2 protein-coding genes are annotated in these 768 nt (G+C 47.9%); one reads left to right on the forward strand and one right to left on the reverse strand.

From position 1 onward, the window contains the following. The coding region (locus tag ACESLU_RS05160; RefSeq protein ID WP_372636103.1) for a helix-turn-helix domain-containing protein at positions 1-133 on the forward strand (133 nt) is incomplete at its 5' end. 17 nt (positions 134-150) lie between these two features. Here the strand turns inward: ACESLU_RS05160 and ACESLU_RS05165 are convergent. Beyond that, the coding region (locus ACESLU_RS05165; RefSeq protein ID WP_372636097.1) for an NADPH-dependent FMN reductase at positions 151-768 on the reverse strand (618 nt) is incomplete at its 5' end.

The raw sequence follows: 768 nt of genomic DNA on the forward strand, positions 1-768 counted from the left end.
TGAATTCAGTACCAATACCCGGACAGTGGATGTACATATTTCCAAACTGCGGTCCAAGGTTGAAATACATCCCGATAATCCGAAATACCTGGTGACCCTGCACGGAGTGGGTTATATGCTGAAAATGAGCTGATGAGCTGAATTATCAGGCTAGGACGTCTCTCCTTTAAATTCACGCACAAAAGGGACAAAATTTTTAATCTGCGACTCCAGAAGCTCCTGCTGAAAGGCATCCTTAATCCCTTTTTGGTCATCAAAATTTTTGTTTATGCGTGGTATAAATACGCGTTCCGGAAAGACATGGGCATTGCGATAGCTAACTACCTGCTGAAGCTGTTCCACGGCCCGCAGGGCGCCGAAGGCCCCGTTGGCCTCTCCCACCAGTGCCACCGGTTTTTTATGAAGGCTTTCCGGAAAGGGAAAGTAATCAATAAAAAGTTTTAAGATCCCCGGGTAGCCGCCGTTATACTCCGGACACACCATAACCAACCCATCGGCCTGTACCGCCTGATCCACAAAAGCATTGACTTCCGGGATATGTTCCCCATACCTGCCCCCGCTGACCTGTTCTATCGGGAAATCCCGCAGATCGATAATCCGGCCTTCTATCCCTTCCTGCCGGTATTTCTTCTGCAGATACTGTGATACGCGAAGCGCATATGAGTTTGGTCGATCCGTTCCGCTGATAATGCGTAGATCAATCATCTGTGGCTGAGAATATGGTTTAAACTGGGTTAAAGATACTCGCCTGGTCCTTTTTATGGTTGG

Source organism: Fodinibius sp. (assembly GCF_041642155.1).
Classification (GTDB): Bacteria; Bacteroidota; Rhodothermia; order Balneolales; family Balneolaceae; genus Fodinibius.